The sequence below is a fragment of the uncultured Lactobacillus sp. genome (assembly GCF_947367125.1).
Lineage (GTDB): Bacteria > Bacillota > Bacilli > Lactobacillales > Lactobacillaceae > Lactobacillus.
Genome location: NZ_CANBCQ010000011.1, coordinates 1 through 15,725 on the forward strand (window position 1 = coordinate 1; position 15,725 = coordinate 15,725).

Genomic DNA, 15,725 nt, shown 5'->3' on the forward strand with positions numbered 1-15,725 from the left:
GCGCAGTAACCTTGGCAACAGCCATCGGCACCTTTGTCTACTTCACCAGACGCAAGCAGACGACAGGCATGGAATAAGGCAAAAGGAAAAAAAGCTAAGCGAAAAACTTAGCTTTTTTCTTTTGCCCTTTTTAATAGCTGTCCTTCTTAGCATTTTATGTCGATTCTATCGAAAATAATTGTCCTATTAAAAAAGTAGAACTACTGAAAAAATCAGGGTTCTACTTTTTTAATTTTTGTTTAGATTAGTGATGCGATAATTTAATCAAACCAATAAGAGCTAATCCTGCAATAGCTGTGCCAACTAAGCACAACATTTTTTGTCTTCGTGAGCCTACTTTGGGTAAGACTACTACATCATTATTATTGCTATAATCATAATTTTCCATTTTTTACCTCACAATAATAGATCTATCATTCTTTTTTGTTGTTAAAGAATTCATTTCCTTCCAAGTATACGGTTTTCTCAGAAATAGTAAATGCATACTTAAGTTTCTTAGAATACTCCTCATCCTTAATTTCGATTGAGGAAATATGTCCTTTTTTGTAATTTACCTTATTTTTCTTTTGTTTAATATACTTCACTAAAGGTTTAACAGCTTGGACATAAGTATCGAAAATATTAGTATCCAATCTAACTACTTTGCCATCTTTAGCAAAAGTGATTTTAGTAAGCTCGTAAACTTTTCCTTTCTTCATCTGTTACCCTTCATTATTCCATAGCAATCTTCGGTTTTAACAGCTTAAGTATGCATCCCCTTTGCAAAAAAGTCTTTGTTATTCCATTTTGATAGTTTCTCCTAGTAGCAAATGTAGATTACAGCACTAATTACCACAACATAAGCCAGCATCATTGAAACTAAGCTAGCTTTACCTTTTAAAAACATTGCACCAATTCCAAATCCAGTTGCTACAATCAAAGAAATAACTAAAAAAATCAGCATTAACTTATTCCTCCCTATTTTGCTTGGATTAAGCATAATTTAAAGTTTTTTTGAGTAAAATGCTGATTATTTCTAGTTCTAAGAAAATACGCAAAAAGAAATAGCGTCCATTGCTGAACGCTATTTCTTTTTAGAAAAATTTTTAATTAAATAATTTAACATGTCTCTTTCAAAACATGAATAGCTCGAATATGATTCAAGTATTACTTATGTTATCAAAAATTTTATATTTTGTCAACGTTCAAATCCCTTGAGCCAGTTAAAGTTACAACTGCTAACCTACTCATTTTTTTGTTCTAGTATCACAAATAACAAGCCAATATTTAATAGGTTAGATATTGAAAAAACTGCATTAGAGAATTGGAATACGTCTTTGATTGGATCAAAACCAAGTATTTGCTTGATAGATATTCCGAAGACCCCTGCAACTAGATAACAAACTAATGTGAGGGATATGACTGATATGTCTGCCATTACATAATTTGTTACCATCTTTTTGAAATTTGCCTTTTGTGTTGCAAACAATAAATAACATCCAGTAATTAACAGCATTACTGACAGGAGTCCCAATGTAATTCTAGTTATATTGAACATTACTGGTAAAACATTTTTTGATAATAGATCTACAAACATTTTTTACCTCTTATTTTCTAAAATTTAGCTTTCTGTTTTTAGTAAGACTAAGAAATAGTGAATCATTAATAGGTGCATCGTGAAGAACGTGAATCCGCATTGCTTGTTTACAAATCTTTTCTATTACAGCAGGAGATAAGCCATCTGTTGCTTTTATTACGACAGTACTTGGCTCATAATCAACTTTCCAGCGTTGCATGAAGTACGTGATGAACTTACTACGATCAATACTTTCACTTGGATAACGTAGAACTAAATCAAACCTTCGTTTAATTGCAGGATCTATAATTGAATCCAGATTAGTTGCACCAATGATATAACTACTTGTATTTAGATTATCCATCCCTTTAAGGATTGTATTGACGATTTCATTGTATTCACGGTCAGCTCCTTGTGAAGCTAACGTCCTTCTTGAAACTAGCGCATCAAACTCATCAAAAAAGTAAACTCCTGGTTTTCCTGGGATTTCTTCTTCAAAAAAATACGTTATCATGTTACCTGTCTGCCCCATTTGACTACTAATTAACCTAGCAAAGTTAATCTCTTTAAGTGGCAAGCTTAATTCACTCGCTAACACCTTCGCAGTCAGTGTTTTTCCAGTACCAGGTTTTCCTAGCAACAAGATTGTATTAGTATAAGTCAATCCATATTTAGCTAAGACATCCCTCTTCTGTCGTTCTAAGACAACTTCTCGCAATTGATCTTTCAATTCTTTAGGAAGAATCAAATCATCAAAGCTTAAGCTAGGCTTTTCATACTTAATTAATCCCTCATGAGTTTCATTATTAACCTGCACATCATTGAGCCAGTCCATAATTTGTTTAGCTTCGTAGGAATGTTTTCTCTTTTTAAGATTATTAGCAATGCTTATTGCTACTTGTCGAAAATGGTCTTTATCGCCGTATATTGAATCCTGAATAAGATCCATTGCTTGTTTAGTCGTTGGCATAGACTTATTGTATTTCCTTTCATTTTTGCTGTTGCAACTATTATAGTTAAATTGAAAAGCAATTTCTGGTTTTCTCTAATTGATTAATTATTTTCAAGTACTAGTATTTTGAATAGTTGGTATTTAAAAAGGCATTCCGTAAAGGGATGCCTTTATTGTTGTTTTTGAATTTATTATTGATTTTCATTGTGTTTAAAAAAAGGAACTACAAATATGCCTAATAAGCTGATTAAACCAATGATCTTTATTCCTCCACCTATTAAGGCAAGTGATTGTGCAACAGATATATCATTGATTGCTTTAACTAGCACGTCCAAGATAATGCTTGCTACCGTGCAAATTAACCAGATACTAATTGCAATTTTGCATTGCATAATGTACTTCTTATCTATTTTGTTTAATGTAAGTATGCTATATATCTTACGAGCCATCATAATGCAAATAGCTGTTGCTACTGTCATAAACAAAGCTAAAGTAATGTTAATCATCGTCTAGTTCCTTTCATCTATTCTTTGTATCGCTAATTAGTAGCTTATCATTTTCACAGTGCCATTTCTGTTTTTTTGAGAAATTCTGCAACTGCTTTTGGAATCTCTTATACTAATGGAAAAATCAGAAAGGATTTAGGCAATGACTAATTTTATCACTCGCTTGTTTAAACAAGTCAAAGACAAAGGCAGACCTACATCTTTAGAACATGATAGCTATCCTTTCCCCAGCTTGTGCTTAGGTATTTCAAAAAAGTCTGAGGAAGTAAATCAACCAGCTAAGATTTATCTGCCTAATATTCGGACTAAACGTGCTAGACAGAATCAAATTATTTTTGCTAATGCACCTAGTGAAGCCGAAACACGCTTGTTGCGTAAATTTATTAAGCAGGATATTAAGTATCAAGAATACTTTCATTCTAATTATGATCTTTTAACTCACAAGCAGGACTGGACCAATAAGATTGGTTTTCAAACCAAATTTATTAGTGGTGTAACCGTAATTAGTCCCGATCACAATATGACTATGCAAACTTATCGTGATTCGATTGAAGCTGGCGTTCCTGAACGGGATGTACATATTTTCAATCCTATTAAAAAAGGTACGCCCACCCTTGATGTTATGAGTCTGCCTACTAATGAAATTGTAGACTTCCTAACAGGTCTTTTTAAAGACAAGAACAGCTTACGCCACGATTGGCTTACCTATCTTGTAGGGCTAGAAAAAGCGTATGCGGAATTAGATAAGCGTTCCCCTAATTTCACTGATTTGTTAGAATTTTTCCGTAATCCTGCATCAATTATGGACATTTGTCATTATGTTGAAGATAACCTAGATAAGATCAACAAAAGTAAGTATCAGAAAGTAATCGATGATTTAAGGAATCATTTCCATTTAGGTGACGCTAAGCAGAACGACATTAATTTTGAAATATATGATGTGCTATTCCATTATCAAGATGAATCTAAACTAGGCAGATACTTGTTTAACGAAAATACTAATTTGATTAAGCTCAATTCAATTATTTAGCATGGCGGTATTTGCATTTTTGAATTAGCTTCCAGCGAATTAGGCATTAAAGACGCTAAACTCTGGTCTAATCTTGTCAGCATGGCACTTCAATCCGCTTTAACAAAGCGCAGAAGTGGAGAAGCAACTCAATTACCAATTTACTTATGCAACTTTGACAACTATTTATCTGATTCATGGATTAACTTAATTAAATCAGCAACCGATTACAACTCTAACATTACACTTAATGTTGCTTCTCTCGATCGAATGAAAGATCCTGACAGTATCGACCATTTACTTTACTACTTCCCTGTCAGGACTATCTATGGTGACATGAAGCCTATATCAGAGGATTTCATTAGAAAGTATGTTAAATATTTCATTACCAACGATCAGTTTGATATTAAGTCACTAAAGCGGATCATCACGAATTTGCCAATTAATACAGCTTTTACTCGCTTGAATATTGATGAGTTTTGTCTAATCCATCCCGTTAATCAATAGCAGAAACGTAATCTTTTGCGGCTGACTTGGAATTATTAAGCAATTGGTATTTTAGTTCGCTATACTAAAAATAGGAACTAATAACACGAAGCAGGTGCAATTATGACATACTATCAAGCTCTTAGAAGCAAACACTACATTACGTTTGACAAAAAGTACAAGGTCTTGCAAGAAATCAGATACAACAATTACCAATTTGAATCTAGGTTTACAGTCACCTCTCGTTATAGTCAAAAGCAACACGTTAGCGATTGGTTTAGTTCAAATCCTAATGATGGTATTGAGTTTATCAATACGCTTTTAGAACAGTTTGATTTTCTGCAAAACAATCAAGAAACTTTTCCTATTGTGGAGGTCACCTACAAATTCAGAAAGCATCGTGTCTTATGCAGTAGTTATGTTCTTAGCAACAAAGTTGAAGTTAAGCTCTACGATCAAATTGAAATTGCAATCGTCAACTATGAACATGCTTTGCAACGCAGAGATCATTTACTGCTCTCTACTGGTGAAAACTCCCTATCTGTTCCAACATCCAATATTCTTGCAATCTTAGAAAATTAAAAGGCATCCCTTTCAAATGAAATTATCCATCAAAGGGATGTCTTTTTTGTCGATAAATTTGCAGAATTGGCTTCTGTAATTTGATAAAATAATGATGTACAGAAAGTTAAATAAGCGGTGGTACTTTCATTTCTGGGGGTGGTGCCAATGGTGTATTAACTATTGCGACAGAATCTTTTGAAAGGAGGTACATTTTGCTTCATGACAGGCTTTCTTCTGTCTGTCATTGCTGTTGTCAATTTGCTTTGTATCTTAGTTGCAAGTATGACCTTGCTTACCAAGAAACTAACAAAGTGGCTCAAAGCCTTAAAAAAAATGATGACAGCGTTCCACGATTTGTGGAAAATGTAGGGCAAACAAAAAAGCCGTGATAACTTTGGCGAGTTGAATCGGCTTTTTGTTTGATTTAACTATTGCCACCGCCCTTTTAGCGGCTCTGTACAGAAAAGAAGCATTGCACTGCTTCTCTTTTTTATTTACATTTGTATTTTAACTCATTTTAAATTTCAGTTCAATTTTGCTTCTTTATTTTTAATGTTTATTTGCATTTTCTTTCGTATGTTTCGCTACTTTTGTATGTTTTATATTTTTAATATTTTCATCTATTTGGAGCAAACAACATCTATTCATTTTTCCAGCGTATATTTAAATTAACAACTAAATATTTGATAAGCAGGTGATTTTTATGACAGAAAAAGCAAATAAATTCTATGCTGTTAAGCGTGGACGTATTATAGGGGTCTATCGCTCATGGGAAGAATGCAAAAGTCAAATTGAAGGCTTCCCCCACCCTATATTCAAAAGCTTTGAAAATGTTACGGACGCTCTTGCCTACCTAGATTGGAGCAAAGAAGATAAGATGAAATTTATTAACAGTGGACGCAAAGGTTATTATAAGGACCGTCCTGGTGGTAAAGGTAGCATGAGCTTACAAGAAGCAATTTCTTCTATTACCCAAAACGCAAAAAAGCCATCTTGACTAGATTGTCAAAATGGCTTTTTTCTATTTTAAGCTTTTAAGATTTAATGATTTCCAATTTGAATTTTTAATATCTAACATCCTTAGATTTTTAATAAACTGATCCATTTCCTCAATACTTAAATCTTCTACTAGAACGTTTCCTTGATTGTCAATTAAAGTATATCGTTCTGATTCAGAGATGGACTCACTGTCGTCTACATCATGTTTTTGCCAAACTGAATCCAAATCAAGATAATCAGTAACGGATTTAACATTTTGGAGTTCCTTATCTGTCACATCTTCAATGTCACTAGAATAAGTTAATACTCTTTTCCACTCAATGCTAAGATGCAAGCCATTCTTTTTTAATTCATTGATTTTCATATTTTTTCTACCTTCTACTCCATTTGCTATTATTTCGCTAAAGCCTTACTTTTGTAAGCGTATGTCATTCTCCAGTTACCAGCGCCGTAACCGATTCTCAGTGTTGGAACTTTTTTGCCATGACGAATCTTTTGAATCGGTAAGAAATAAGTGCCATTACCTGCCCCTGCTAACCAGCCATCAGCATTAAATCCAATAGCCCCATGTTTATGGATTGTTTTAGCCTGTAACCATTTAGCGCTGATTTTCTTTGATACCCGATAATGGTTCTTTTCGTCAGCCCTAATTAATTTAGCAGACATTTTATTAAATTCTTTTGCTGGCAAAATCTTATAAAGCTTTTTACCGCGAGAAGTATGAGCTGTAATAACCAATTTCTTGATCGTACCATTTTCTTTGTAATACCAGGTACCACGAGTTTGCTTAGGTGTGACATATGGTACTTTAGTACCCCAGGAAATTGCTTGTACCTTCGAAGCTCGCATCCCTGTTAGACCTAATCCCATTAGAATAGTAAATGAAATAACTATCAATTTTTTGTTTTTATGCATGATGAACCCCCTCAATCTTTTGTTGAATTACTAATGTTAAGAGTAATATTATCATGTCAAAATGGGCTTTTCAGATTTTCTCTATTTTTAAACAGGACCATATTTTTGCCTTTTTAGTAGAAAAACTCGGTCTTGACAAAAATGGCCTTGACTATGTTTCAATTTCAAATACCCTACCGCCCATCATTAGATGGATGGCAGGGTATCATCTTTTTTCTCATTTAAACACATCATTCAACAAGCGTTAAGTGGTCGCCCCCTGCGCCACAAATAGGGCAATGAGGATTGTCTTCTGCTTTTAATAGATCGAAAAAATCAATATTAACGGTATTATTGCAGTTGTCGCAATCAAATAGCATTGAATCTTGCCCGTGCTTAGTAATCTTCTTAATATCTGACATAATTTTCCTTTTTTTTCAATGATATATGCTTATTTTCGCTTAGAAATCCTTCTCGACTTCATAATGAGCTAATTGCTTGTACTCGTAACCACCCATTTCATTTATACTCATCGTGTATATTGAATTACGCACTTCATCTTCAACATACATTACTTTTTGACGAGGTATTTTAAAGGCTTGAAAAATGGCAATAAATCCTTGTTGTCGTTCAAGGTAGTTTGTATTGACAGTACATTGCTTTACATCTGTAATTGAGTCAATTTGAGGAAGGTTTTCGAATACGCCATCATGCCATGAAGCCTGTTTTGCAATTAATTCCTGTTTATATTTATCTAACAGCTTTTCTAATCCCTCAATAGTTAAATAGTCTTTCCATACAATTCCATTATCTACGAAGTTCTTAAGTTCTCTTTCACTATTCACAAGATTTTCGTAATGAAAAATCGTATTTTTATCGTCACTACCGATCTCTTCCCACGTAATAAGACTATCAAATAAGATTGATACGGCTATTTCACGTTGTTGAATTGCTTGATACTCATAACTACCCATGTCAGTATTTTTTAATCGCAAGTCACGCTTTTTGACCAGAACATCATATATCATCTTTCTCAACTTGTTCTTGCCTAATTCAGTTAGATATTGATTCATTTTGTACCTCTTAATTAGTCAATTATTTGTCAATTCAACATGATATTACATAGATGGTATTTTTGCAACGTTGATGATCTTTTCTGATTGCTTTAACCTTCGCTCGATGTTTCAGCAGTTTTTTCTAATTGTTGTTCCTTTTTCCTAAAAATATGTTCAACAATTAATCCACTCCAAAAAAAGACATTGCAGAAAATCGTTGCCGCAAAATCAAAGTTAATCCCATAGAGGTGAATAGTAAATAACCAATAGATCATCCCAAATATGCCAACTAAAACCAAAAAGAAGCCATAATAATAGCCAAGAACGTAGTTCCGTTGCTTATTTTGATACCCTTCACTTTTAAAGGTCTTCCACTTTTTTGTTTCAAACATAGTTTACTCCTAGTTTTTCTTTTAACTTCTTAGTCAATTTATCAGGATTACCCTTCTTAGCATCTATGAGTAGCAAGTACAAGCAATACCGTGAAAACAATCGCTTGTTACTGTGTAATACATCTACTATTTCAGTGATTAATTGATCTAATTTATCGTACTGAACTAGACAGATCCAGTGCAAGATTTTTTCTTTGCGCAGGTAAGCTTTTTCAGTTTGAAATTTAGGCTCTGGATCAATTAATACTGAATTCCAATTTGCATCATCTAGTCCGTCAATTTCATCAATTATTTTCAATTTTTTCAACTCCATATAGTTTCGTTTCTTCACTTATAGGTTACAGATTTTCAATGGAGTTTTTCTGGTTTACTCAAAAAGCAAGTTTTTCTGTATTTCGGATGGATTTTGGTATGTTAGCGTACAATTATCTTTTGTCTTAACTAGAATTGCATCATCAGACACGTTTTTGCCTAAATCAATCCAAGAATAACCAACTGATTGTGCGGGGTGATTATCATTATTATTGAAACTTTCAGCATGCTGGTTTAATAATTTAAACCATTCTTCTTTTTCAACAGGTAAGGTAGTCAGCGATGCATCACCAAGGTCAACCTCATATTTGCAGAATTTACAATCTAATTGATTTCCATCAATTGTTTCCATATGCAAACTATCATGATTCTTGTCAAAAGCTTTAAGTCTATGTGTATCGTTAAGAACTCCTAGAAATTTTAGAGCTAAATCAGTTGGAAAAATATCCAGCTGATAACCATGTAATTCATTTTTCTTATCAAAAGTCATGTCAATTAAATCATTAGCGTAAAATGCTGATTTTACTGGATTATCTTTAAAATCAATAGGTGAATCAAAATAATCTTCACCACAAAAGATAATTGGATGTTCATGATAGGTTAAACGAATATCTAAATGTACTGCTAATTCAGCTAAAATATCCTGATTATGCTTAACTTTTAGAGCTTGCTTTTGCTTGTCTGTTAATGGATATAAAACAGGCTTGCCCTCTTTAGGATCACACAATAATAAACGATCATAAATTAAATTATAGTAATGCATTTTTTATCTTCTTTCTTAATTATTTTCTTGAGTGCATATTATTACACACTGGTTAGTTTTTTCTTGCTTATAGTTTATAAGATTTAAGCGAAATTCTTATAGTTCACTCAGAAACAAGCTTTTTTCAGTTTCAAGTTTTTCTGTATTTTGGCTAAAAAAGTATATATTCTTAATTAGCTAAAAATAAGGAGTTGAAAATATGCTAAAAAAGTTACTGAACCTATTTAATTCTAAAAAAGATAAGAAAAAGGAAAACATCGCTCACGATTATAAAACGGTAGATCCCACGCAAAAAGTCAATAAACTAGATGCTAAAGTTGATTCAGATTTTGCTGATGAAGATGCCTTTATCGGGGATGCAGGCAACAAAGATGAAAATAAAATTATTAAGGACCGTACAATTCCAAAAGTGTTATTAGTAAAAGACCCTGCCATACGCAAGACATGGTTAGAAACCATTGTCACGCATGATCTTAAGACATTTCGCAACAAAACTAACCCAGATAAGAGCCATCCACAAGGAGTTATTATTCTTTCGCCAAATAAAGTATTGCTGAATAACCTGTTAGATCAAGCATTGCATGTAGGCATTGACCGCAATCAAATTCATCTAATTTTTCCTGAGCTTGAAAATACTTGCGGTATTGATCTTTGGGACGCACCTGTCGATCAAGTGGCTCATCGTTTACGCAAACTTTTTCAATTTAAAGATTGGGCCGATATTTCAATTCTAAATAACTACTGTACCCTTTACTGTTTAGTTAGTGATCTAAAAAAACAGAAGACATCAATGAATGGCTTCTTGCGCTTTTTACGCAAAGAAGAACTAGTTGCTAATGCAGTAAAAGACGTTAAGCTTAATTTTATTGATTGTAATTCTCTAGCAGAAATGGATCATCTAACAATTTTATTAAATGGTGAGAAATCCCTTCATGTAGTAGATGATAATGTGCGCCAAAATACTTATGATCGCCTTTCACAACTGATTATTTGGTTTGAGACCATGCTACATTCTTATGAAAATCACAAAGAGGATACCATGCAAACTAGTTTGGTTTATAAGGTTATCAAAGTTATTAACTCAGTTCAACGAGTTGTGGCCAAGCCATTTTTCAAAAATTTATTTTTAAATAAAAACACTGTTAGTTTTCTTAAATTGCTTAGTCCCACTGAAAAGACAGGTATTGTTTTAATTCATCTACCCGATTCTGCTCCCTATTTAGGAGAAATTCTTGTTAGCACGATTTTAAGAGACCGCCATGGCTATGAAGTTACGAACCCCAACTTAAACTTTCCACTTTTACCGCTTTATTTAAGCAATTGGGACAAATATGCGTCCCCTGAACAGCTGGTTTGGCTAAGTGAAATGAAACATGAAATCTCCTTAACTGCATCAGCAAAAGAAAAATTCAAGCTATCTGAGCATATTGCTAATCCACTGACTGATATACTTTGTTATGTTGATAAGCAAGGCTTGAATGGCAATAAGGTAGAAATTGATTATCCATTGCTAATCAAGTCTGCTAAAGTTACACCAAATAACAAATGATGCAAAAGGCTACAAATGATAGCCTTTTTTGTTTTGGAAAACTTCTCATGGAGCATTTTTGGCAAAATAGGATTTTTCAAAAATTCACTTCATTTTTCGGTATGATTTTTGTAAATGAAGTAAAGGGTGTGACGTTTTTTGGATAATTATGATGATAAAGACTTTGAAGAAAATGAGGACGAAATAATGCCACAAACCAGGTTAGGAAGAAATCATAGAAAACAGGGCTTCTGGCATTATTTTGGTCGTTTCTTATCTTGGTGCTTTCTTGTTTTGGGTTTGCTTTTTGTCAGTGGCGTAGGCGTATTTGCCTACTATGCTAAAAGTGCCCCTACGGTCACCACTACTAAGTTGCAAGCAGGTGGCTCTTCTGCTCTTTATACCAATGACGGTAAATTTCTGTTATCGCTTGGTTCTGATAAGCGAAACTATATCCGTAGCGACCAAATTCCGCAACAGTTAAAAGACGCAGTACTATCTATAGAAGACAAGCGTTTTTACAATGAGCCATTAGGAGTTGATCCAATTAGAATTGCTGGCTCGCTCGTTGCCAACATTAAAGGTCATGATATCAGCGCAGGAGGATCAGGAATTACCCAGCAGTTGATTAAGCTATCGGTGTTTTCAACAGACGCATCACAGCGAACCATTCGTAGAAAAGCCCAAGAAGCTTGGTTGGCTATGCAAATTACTCAAAGATATTCTAAAGAAAAAATCCTAGAGTACTATATTAATAAGCCTTATATGGGCTACAACAATTATGGTATTGGGACTGCATCTAACTATTACTACGGTAAACATATTAATCAATTAGATCTCTCTCAAACAGCAATGCTCGCAGGGATGTTAAATGCTCCAACTAGCTATGACCCGTATCTTTATCCCGAAGCAACTAAAAACAGACGTGATACTGTCTTATATGCAATGTACCGTAATAATAAGATTGATAAGCAAACTATGAATCGGGCAATGGCAGAGCCGATTAATTACGGATTACGCCCTCGGCATACTAATAACGATCACTCGCAGAGAAGAACAATTGACGATCCATATATCAAAGAAGTAGTTAGTGAAGCTAAAGCTAAAGGCTTTGATCCATATAACTCGAATTTGAAAATCACCGTTAACATTGACCAGAAAGCCCAAAACGAGCTTTACGAACTAGCTAACAGCAATAAGGTTCCATTTACTAATGAAAAAATGCAGATTGGAGCAACTGTGGTTGATCCTTCTAATGGTCACGTAGTTGCGATTATTGGTGGTCGTCACCTGCCAAAAGTAGCATTAGGGTATAACCGTGCAGTGCAGACTGGGCGTTCCACTGGATCATCCATTAAGCCAATCCTAGATTATGCCCCTGCTATTGAATATAAGAACTGGTCAACCGCAGAAATCTTATATGATACGCCTTACGTCTACTCTGGAACCAACGTGCAATTATATGACTGGGATAATACTTATCAAGGTGCAATGACTATGCGCTATGCCCTAGAACAATCAAGAAATGTACCTGCTGTTCGCACTTTGCAGACAGTTGGCTTGCAGAAGGCTTCCAAATTTGCTAAACAAATGGGAATTAATATTGAAAAAAGTCAAGGTCTCTCTGTAGGTATCGGGGCTAATGCTTCTACTTTGCAGATGGCAGGTGCTTATGGTGCCTTAGCTAATCAAGGTGTTTATCATGCGCCCCATTTTATCTCTAAGATTGAAACTCCTGACGGTTTAGAGCATCTCTATGATAATTCTGGTGAAAGAGTTATGAAAACCTCAACTGCTTATATGATTACCGATATGCTTAAAGGTGTTATTAGTAAAGGATCTGGTACCAAAGCTCAAATACCTAAACTTTATCAAGCAGGTAAAACAGGTACGGTTAAATATTCCGACAGCGAACTTAAAAAATTTCCTAGCTACGCAGGAACCCCAAAAGATTCTTGGTTTGTCGGGTATACTAAGGATTACTCTATTGCAGTTTGGACTGGCTATGATAACCTCAGAGACGGCAAAATTTCTGGCAACGGCGAAAACTCCGCCCAACTCTTCTATAAATCAGCAATGCAATGCCTTATGAAAGACAAGGTTAATTCCGATTGGCAAAAACCCGATACTGTCGTAGCACAAAAGTTTGCTTCCGGTCGGGCAATAACTAACGAATTGTATGTCAAAGGTCATACTCCTAAGCCTCCTAAAATACCTAAAAAGAAAAAGAGTGATGCTCGCAGGATCATCATGGGGAGAAATCAAGATAATCAGAATGAGCAAAGAACTCAGTCACAACAAGGAACTTTGCAGAAACACTACATTGTTAGACGTGACGCTTATGGTAACTTGCATTACTACTATTACTACACAAGGTAGCCAAAAAAGACCTAGCAATTTGTACTGAGACGTAAAAATTAGACAAACATTTATTCTAGCTGACTAAGGCTTGATTCCGATATTCGATCGGGGTTAAGCCTTTTAGTCTGCTCTTAATCCTTTCATTGTTATAGTATTCAATATATTCTTCAATTGCTTTGGTTAATTCATCAAGGCTATGGTATTTATATTCTTGGTCATAGAACATCTCTGTTTTAAGCAGGCCAAAGAAGTTCTCCATTAAACCATCATCCAATGAATTACCTTTGCGTGACATGCTTTGAGTAATGCCATGAAGCTTCAAAGCGCGCTGATAGGCTGGACTTTGATATTGACACCCTTGATCGGTGTGGAAGATGCAGTTATTGAGTGCCTTCTCTTTGGCAAAAGCCTTATCTAGCATAGTCATTACTAAATTCATGTCTGGATGACGAGAAATGGAATAAGAAACAATATCACCGCCGTAGCCATCAAGAATTGGCGATAAATAGAGCTTCTCGCCATTTAAGTGAAATTCAGTGATGTCAGTATACCATTTCATATTAGGCAAAGGAGCAAAGAATTTACGGTGAATCAAATTAGGAGCAATTTTGCCAATTGTTCCTTTGTAGCTAGAGTATCTACGCTTATTGCGTCTTCTACCTTTAAGATCAAATTTATGCATCCAATAGCGAACAGCACGATCAGTTACTTGATATCCTTCTTTTCTAAGTTGCATCGCTATTCTACGATAGCCATAACGCCTTTGATGATAGTCAAAGATTTCTTTGAGTCTGGTAAAGAATTTTGGCTTTTTAACCGTTGGGGCTTTAGATTTGACTACTTTGTAATAAGTGCTGCGAGCAATCAAAGGCAAGTCTTGGTTTTGTGCTAGAGTATCAAAGATATAATCCAAGCTTATGCCGAATTCTTGCCTTAGTTCAGTGATTGCCTGAGCTATTTCTCGTGATGTTTCTGATCCAAGGCGCTTAGTTTTTTTACGTAAGCATTCACGATACGCAATTTCAAGTTTTCTTCTTCTAGTTGCTTGATCCGTTTCTCTAAATCCTTGCGTGATGGGTTGAGGTTCTTGTTCATGAGCAGGATGTCGTCCTTTCTTCTTGATAACGACATTATAACCATTTTTCTTGTATTCGCGAATCCAATTGCATAAGATGCCATTACTTCTTAATCCTAGCTCCAGTGATAAATCAAAAATTGATTTTTCGCTCGTTAAGGCCTTAGTAATTGCTTCTTCTTTAAACTCTTTAGTAAATCTAGCATTAGGCTGATCAAAGATTTCAATACCGTATCGATCAATTAATCTAATCATATATCTTAAACTACTTAAATTCATTTTTCGTTCAAGAGCAATCTGATTAAATGACTTATTTCTTAATTTCCAATCATTATAAATTTCTAATTTTTGTTTTTTATTTAATTTAGACATAGTAAAAGCCGTAAAAGTGTCTAACTTTTACGGCTCACTACAATTAAGCTAGATCTTTTATTTTGACCTATTTTAGTGTACCTAGAAAGTTTGATCTGTTCTTGTGAAATTATCCCTATAATTACAGAAAAAGCATCTAAGGAGGATTATATGAGCATTCAAAGAGTTATTTTAGCTGATTTTTATCAGCAAGCACCCCAATATTATCACGCAACATTCGATCACTTGTCCCATACTAAGGCCGTTTACGGCAAAACTATACCAGTAGCTTTATTAAAAAATATCTATCTAGTTGATTCTACGGATAATCGCTTAGCAAATATCCGTGAAGATACTTACATTGACCAAGACGGCAACCCAATTATTGCCGATCATTGTTGGGTTCAGCTTAATCAGGCATGGTTCAACCTCCCCCACGAATTACTCCAAGGGGATGAAATCTATTTTAAAGCAGATGTTGAACAATACAATATTACTAGGGATGATTTAGCTAAAAAGCGCAAATTGATCTGGGAAAAAGCCAAGCAACTAAATGATGGTATCTATTCTGCTTGGCAAGGATCTAAACACATGTACCACGGAGTACGGTATCAAAGTGCTTATGAGCAAATGCGTTCACACATTCAATCAAACAATGAAATGGCAAGATTGCAACAGCAAAGCATTCCAATGGTCGATTATACTTTAGCTAATTTAAGTGACATTCAAGTTGCTAAATACCTAAATTGTACTGAACAGCGGATAAAATACAATTATAAACAATATCTCAAGCAACATTCAAAATATAGTGGTTGGTTAATTGCTCGCAGTAAATCGTTTGCACAAACTGGGCAAATTTTCTAATTGTCAAGTCAATTTCTTAATTAATACTCTATTCGTTCTTTTTTCTTTTACTCTGTAAA

At 34.5% G+C, this 15,725-nt stretch carries 22 protein-coding genes; 8 read left to right on the plus strand and 14 right to left on the minus strand.

What is annotated here, in order from left to right:
- Positions 1–244 precede the first annotated feature (244 nt).
- From Q0Y84_RS04320 to Q0Y84_RS04345, 6 genes are all read right to left on the minus strand, one after another.
- Positions 245–388 carry a hypothetical protein gene (locus Q0Y84_RS04320; protein ID WP_297951297.1) on the minus strand — a complete coding sequence of 48 codons (144 nt, stop codon included), beginning with the start codon at positions 386–388 and terminating at the stop codon, positions 245–247.
- Positions 389–413: 25 nt separating this feature from the next.
- Entirely contained in the window at positions 414–698 is a 285-nt protein-coding gene (locus Q0Y84_RS04325) for a hypothetical protein (RefSeq protein WP_297951298.1), read from the minus strand.
- A gap of 101 nt (positions 699–799) precedes the next feature.
- A complete protein-coding gene (locus Q0Y84_RS04330) occupies positions 800–943 on the minus strand; it encodes a hypothetical protein (protein ID WP_005729942.1) in 144 nt (47 codons plus the stop codon).
- 279 nt (positions 944–1,222) lie between these two features.
- Positions 1,223–1,576, minus strand: a complete 354-nt coding sequence (locus Q0Y84_RS04335) for a hypothetical protein (protein ID WP_297951300.1) — start codon at positions 1,574–1,576, stop codon at positions 1,223–1,225.
- A gap of 10 nt (positions 1,577–1,586) precedes the next feature.
- Positions 1,587–2,525, minus strand: a complete 939-nt coding sequence (locus Q0Y84_RS04340; protein ID WP_297951301.1) for an ATP-binding protein — start codon at positions 2,523–2,525, stop codon at positions 1,587–1,589.
- A gap of 173 nt (positions 2,526–2,698) precedes the next feature.
- On the minus strand, positions 2,699–3,013 hold the full coding sequence (locus tag Q0Y84_RS04345) for a hypothetical protein (protein WP_297951302.1): 315 nt from the start codon (positions 3,011–3,013) through the stop codon (positions 2,699–2,701).
- Positions 3,014–3,155: 142 nt separating this feature from the next.
- On the opposite strand from Q0Y84_RS04345, the gene Q0Y84_RS04350 reads away from it, so the two are divergent.
- The 5 genes from Q0Y84_RS04350 (at position 3,156) to Q0Y84_RS04370 (ending at position 6,069) form a co-directional block, all read left to right on the plus strand.
- Positions 3,156–4,043, plus strand: a complete 888-nt coding sequence (locus Q0Y84_RS04350; RefSeq protein WP_297951303.1) for a hypothetical protein — start codon at positions 3,156–3,158, stop codon at positions 4,041–4,043.
- Between the two features lie 81 nt (positions 4,044–4,124).
- Complete coding sequence (locus tag Q0Y84_RS04355; protein ID WP_297951304.1) at positions 4,125–4,529, plus strand: hypothetical protein; 405 nt, start codon at positions 4,125–4,127, stop codon at positions 4,527–4,529.
- Positions 4,530–4,631: 102 nt separating this feature from the next.
- Positions 4,632–5,090: a hypothetical protein gene (locus Q0Y84_RS04360; protein ID WP_297951305.1), complete on the plus strand. Its 459-nt coding sequence runs from the start codon at positions 4,632–4,634 to the stop codon at positions 5,088–5,090.
- 201 nt (positions 5,091–5,291) lie between these two features.
- Positions 5,292–5,441: a hypothetical protein gene (locus Q0Y84_RS04365; RefSeq protein ID WP_297951306.1), complete on the plus strand. Its 150-nt coding sequence runs from the start codon at positions 5,292–5,294 to the stop codon at positions 5,439–5,441.
- A 334-nt stretch (positions 5,442–5,775) separates the two neighbouring features.
- A complete protein-coding gene (locus Q0Y84_RS04370) occupies positions 5,776–6,069 on the plus strand; it encodes an RNase H1/viroplasmin domain-containing protein (protein ID WP_297951307.1) in 294 nt (97 codons plus the stop codon).
- 24 nt (positions 6,070–6,093) lie between these two features.
- Here the strand turns inward: Q0Y84_RS04370 and Q0Y84_RS04375 are convergent, their stop codons facing one another.
- The 7 genes from Q0Y84_RS04375 to Q0Y84_RS04405 all read right to left on the minus strand — a co-directional run bounded on the left by Q0Y84_RS04375 (position 6,094) and on the right by Q0Y84_RS04405 (position 9,487).
- Complete coding sequence (locus tag Q0Y84_RS04375) at positions 6,094–6,435, minus strand: hypothetical protein (protein WP_005729931.1); 342 nt, start codon at positions 6,433–6,435, stop codon at positions 6,094–6,096.
- A gap of 29 nt (positions 6,436–6,464) precedes the next feature.
- On the minus strand, positions 6,465–6,986 hold the full coding sequence (locus Q0Y84_RS04380) for a hypothetical protein (protein ID WP_297951308.1): 522 nt from the start codon (positions 6,984–6,986) through the stop codon (positions 6,465–6,467).
- Between the two features lie 230 nt (positions 6,987–7,216).
- Entirely contained in the window at positions 7,217–7,387 is a 171-nt protein-coding gene (locus Q0Y84_RS04385) for a prepilin peptidase (RefSeq protein WP_297951309.1), read from the minus strand.
- A 39-nt stretch (positions 7,388–7,426) separates the two neighbouring features.
- On the minus strand, positions 7,427–8,038 hold the full coding sequence (locus Q0Y84_RS04390) for a hypothetical protein (RefSeq protein WP_297951310.1): 612 nt from the start codon (positions 8,036–8,038) through the stop codon (positions 7,427–7,429).
- 92 nt (positions 8,039–8,130) lie between these two features.
- Entirely contained in the window at positions 8,131–8,412 is a 282-nt protein-coding gene (locus tag Q0Y84_RS04395) for a hypothetical protein (protein ID WP_297951311.1), read from the minus strand.
- Positions 8,405–8,710 carry a hypothetical protein gene (locus Q0Y84_RS04400; protein ID WP_297951312.1) on the minus strand — a complete coding sequence of 102 codons (306 nt, stop codon included), beginning with the start codon at positions 8,708–8,710 and terminating at the stop codon, positions 8,405–8,407. The genes Q0Y84_RS04395 and Q0Y84_RS04400 overlap by 8 nt, the downstream gene beginning before the upstream one ends.
- A gap of 69 nt (positions 8,711–8,779) precedes the next feature.
- The gene (locus Q0Y84_RS04405; protein WP_297951313.1) at positions 8,780–9,487 is read right to left on the minus strand and encodes a hypothetical protein; all 708 of its coding nucleotides are present in this window, start codon (positions 9,485–9,487) and stop codon (positions 8,780–8,782) included.
- Positions 9,488–9,686: 199 nt separating this feature from the next.
- On the opposite strand from Q0Y84_RS04405, the gene Q0Y84_RS04410 reads away from it, so the two are divergent.
- Both Q0Y84_RS04410 and Q0Y84_RS04415 read left to right on the plus strand, forming a co-directional pair.
- Positions 9,687–11,036: a hypothetical protein gene (locus Q0Y84_RS04410; protein ID WP_297951315.1), complete on the plus strand. Its 1,350-nt coding sequence runs from the start codon at positions 9,687–9,689 to the stop codon at positions 11,034–11,036.
- Between the two features lie 186 nt (positions 11,037–11,222).
- Entirely contained in the window at positions 11,223–13,394 is a 2,172-nt protein-coding gene (locus Q0Y84_RS04415; RefSeq protein WP_297951359.1) for a transglycosylase domain-containing protein, read from the plus strand.
- Between the two features lie 55 nt (positions 13,395–13,449).
- Here Q0Y84_RS04415 and Q0Y84_RS04420 read toward each other — a convergent pair whose 3' ends face one another.
- A complete protein-coding gene (locus Q0Y84_RS04420) occupies positions 13,450–14,823 on the minus strand; it encodes an IS3 family transposase (protein WP_366791439.1) in 1,374 nt (457 codons plus the stop codon).
- A gap of 150 nt (positions 14,824–14,973) precedes the next feature.
- Between Q0Y84_RS04420 and Q0Y84_RS04425 the strand changes: the two genes are divergently transcribed.
- Positions 14,974–15,666, plus strand: a complete 693-nt coding sequence (locus tag Q0Y84_RS04425) for a hypothetical protein (protein WP_297951316.1) — start codon at positions 14,974–14,976, stop codon at positions 15,664–15,666.
- Positions 15,667–15,725 lie beyond the last annotated feature (59 nt).

Excerpts from the sequence above, each read along its gene's own strand:
- Q0Y84_RS04320 (WP_297951297.1), bottom strand. The coding sequence starts at position 388 with ATGGAAAATTATGATTATAGCAATAATAATGATGTAGTAGTCTTACCC.
- Q0Y84_RS04325 (WP_297951298.1), bottom strand. The coding sequence starts at position 698 with ATGAAGAAAGGAAAAGTTTACGAGCTTACTAAAATCACTTTTGCTAAA.
- Q0Y84_RS04330 (WP_005729942.1), bottom strand. The coding sequence starts at position 943 with ATGCTGATTTTTTTAGTTATTTCTTTGATTGTAGCAACTGGATTTGGA.
- Q0Y84_RS04335 (WP_297951300.1), bottom strand. The coding sequence starts at position 1,576 with ATGTTTGTAGATCTATTATCAAAAAATGTTTTACCAGTAATGTTCAAT.
- Q0Y84_RS04340 (WP_297951301.1), bottom strand. The coding sequence starts at position 2,525 with ATGCCAACGACTAAACAAGCAATGGATCTTATTCAGGATTCAATATAC.
- Q0Y84_RS04345 (WP_297951302.1), bottom strand. The coding sequence starts at position 3,013 with ATGATTAACATTACTTTAGCTTTGTTTATGACAGTAGCAACAGCTATT.
- Q0Y84_RS04350 (WP_297951303.1), top strand. The coding sequence starts at position 3,156 with ATGACTAATTTTATCACTCGCTTGTTTAAACAAGTCAAAGACAAAGGC.
- Q0Y84_RS04355 (WP_297951304.1), top strand. The coding sequence starts at position 4,125 with ATGGCACTTCAATCCGCTTTAACAAAGCGCAGAAGTGGAGAAGCAACT.
- Q0Y84_RS04360 (WP_297951305.1), top strand. The coding sequence starts at position 4,632 with ATGACATACTATCAAGCTCTTAGAAGCAAACACTACATTACGTTTGAC.
- Q0Y84_RS04365 (WP_297951306.1), top strand. The coding sequence starts at position 5,292 with ATGACAGGCTTTCTTCTGTCTGTCATTGCTGTTGTCAATTTGCTTTGT.
- Q0Y84_RS04370 (WP_297951307.1), top strand. The coding sequence starts at position 5,776 with ATGACAGAAAAAGCAAATAAATTCTATGCTGTTAAGCGTGGACGTATT.
- Q0Y84_RS04375 (WP_005729931.1), bottom strand. The coding sequence starts at position 6,435 with ATGAAAATCAATGAATTAAAAAAGAATGGCTTGCATCTTAGCATTGAG.
- Q0Y84_RS04380 (WP_297951308.1), bottom strand. The coding sequence starts at position 6,986 with ATGCATAAAAACAAAAAATTGATAGTTATTTCATTTACTATTCTAATG.
- Q0Y84_RS04385 (WP_297951309.1), bottom strand. The coding sequence starts at position 7,387 with ATGTCAGATATTAAGAAGATTACTAAGCACGGGCAAGATTCAATGCTA.
- Q0Y84_RS04390 (WP_297951310.1), bottom strand. The coding sequence starts at position 8,038 with ATGAATCAATATCTAACTGAATTAGGCAAGAACAAGTTGAGAAAGATG.
- Q0Y84_RS04395 (WP_297951311.1), bottom strand. The coding sequence starts at position 8,412 with ATGTTTGAAACAAAAAAGTGGAAGACCTTTAAAAGTGAAGGGTATCAA.
- Q0Y84_RS04405 (WP_297951313.1), bottom strand. The coding sequence starts at position 9,487 with ATGCATTACTATAATTTAATTTATGATCGTTTATTATTGTGTGATCCT.
- Q0Y84_RS04410 (WP_297951315.1), top strand. The coding sequence starts at position 9,687 with ATGCTAAAAAAGTTACTGAACCTATTTAATTCTAAAAAAGATAAGAAA.
- Q0Y84_RS04415 (WP_297951359.1), top strand. The coding sequence starts at position 11,223 with ATGCCACAAACCAGGTTAGGAAGAAATCATAGAAAACAGGGCTTCTGG.
- Q0Y84_RS04420 (WP_366791439.1), bottom strand. The coding sequence starts at position 14,823 with ATGTCTAAATTAAATAAAAAACAAAAATTAGAAATTTATAATGATTGG.
- Q0Y84_RS04425 (WP_297951316.1), top strand. The coding sequence starts at position 14,974 with ATGAGCATTCAAAGAGTTATTTTAGCTGATTTTTATCAGCAAGCACCC.